Origin of the sequence: Luteimonas sp. TWI596 (assembly GCF_039674105.1) — a bacterium.
Lineage (GTDB): Bacteria > Pseudomonadota > Gammaproteobacteria > Xanthomonadales > Xanthomonadaceae > Luteimonas.
This window is the reverse complement of the sequence record NZ_JBDJMU010000047.1, coordinates 1-1,182: the sequence shown is the minus strand read 5'-3', so window position 1 is coordinate 1,182 and position 1,182 is coordinate 1. Positions and strand designations below refer to the sequence as shown.

1 protein-coding gene is annotated in these 1,182 nt (G+C 65.2%); it reads left to right on the top strand.

Annotated features, from left to right (window positions below; all coding sequences use genetic code 11):
* Positions 1 to 210 precede the first annotated feature (210 nt).
* Positions 211 to 1,158: an IS110 family transposase gene (locus tag ABE487_RS17175; RefSeq protein WP_346446060.1), complete on the top strand. Its 948-nt coding sequence runs from the start codon at positions 211 to 213 to the stop codon at positions 1,156 to 1,158.
* Positions 1,159 to 1,182 lie beyond the last annotated feature (24 nt).

The following is a 1,182-nucleotide window of genomic DNA, read 5'->3' as shown; positions in this document are numbered from 1 at the left end:
CGACCTTGTAAGTTGCTTTTGCGGTCCGGGAGTTGGCATTTTTCGGATCGCCCCGTGCCAGACCGTCCGACCTTTGATCGATCAGATCGTGGGGGAGCTTGGGTCGGCATCGGGTCCTGCTCATATCCCGAACCGTTGCCTGGGCCTCGAGCCCGTTTCAGCAAGGCTGGGAAGGTGGGAAATCGAAAGCAATGTTCAAGGGAGGAAGCGATGTCTGGAGTGTTCGCCGGCGTGGATGTCGGCAAGCACCGGCTCGATGTGTTCGTCGGTGGCCAAAACCGCAGCTTTGATGTCGACAACGACGCCATCGGCCGCGCCATCCTAGTCGAGGGCCTTCGCCAGGCGGCGCCCGAGTTGATCGTGCTCGAGGCGACCGGCGGCCTGGAGCGTGCCCTCGTTGCAGAACTGTGCGCCGCAGGCCTGCCCGTCGCGGTGGTCAACCCGCGACAAGTCCGTGACTTTGGCCGGGCGTGTGGAAAGCTCGCCAAGACCGACCGTCTCGATGCGCGGCTTTTGGCACTTTTCGCCGAGCGGGTGCGCCCGGCGCAACGGCCGTTGCCTGATGAAACGCTGCAGGCATTCAGCGAGCTGCTGGCGCGGCGCCGCCAGTTGATGGAAATGTTGGTGATGGAGAAGAACCGGCTGACCCAGGCGACCGGCAAGGACCTCAGGCGCAATCTGCGTAAGCACATCGAGTGGCTGCAGCAGTATCTGCGCGCGATCGACGGCCACCTGCGCGATGCGGTCGAGCAGTCGCCGGCTTGGCAGGCCAAGCGCGACCTGTTGGCCGAGGTGAAAGGCGTGGGTGAGGTGACGGTCTTCACGCTGCTGGCCTGCGTCCCCGAGTTGGGGACGCTGGACCGCAAGCAGATCGCCGCCCTGGTCGGCGTCGCGCCCTTGGCCCGGGACAGCGGCACGTTACGAGGCCGGCGGGCGGTATGGGGCGGCCGTGCGGTTGCTCGCCAGGCCCTGTACATGGCCACGCTCAGCGCCGTCCGCTTCAACCCGCCGATCCGCGCCTTCCATCAACGATTACGCGCGGCCGGGAAGAAGCCGAAAGTCGCTCTGGTGGCCTGCATGCGCAAGCTGCTGACCATCCTCAACGCCATGCTTCGAGACAACGCCAGATTCCGACTCGAAACGCCTGTTGCGGCTTGACCTCCAACACCGTTGCTCCCCCGC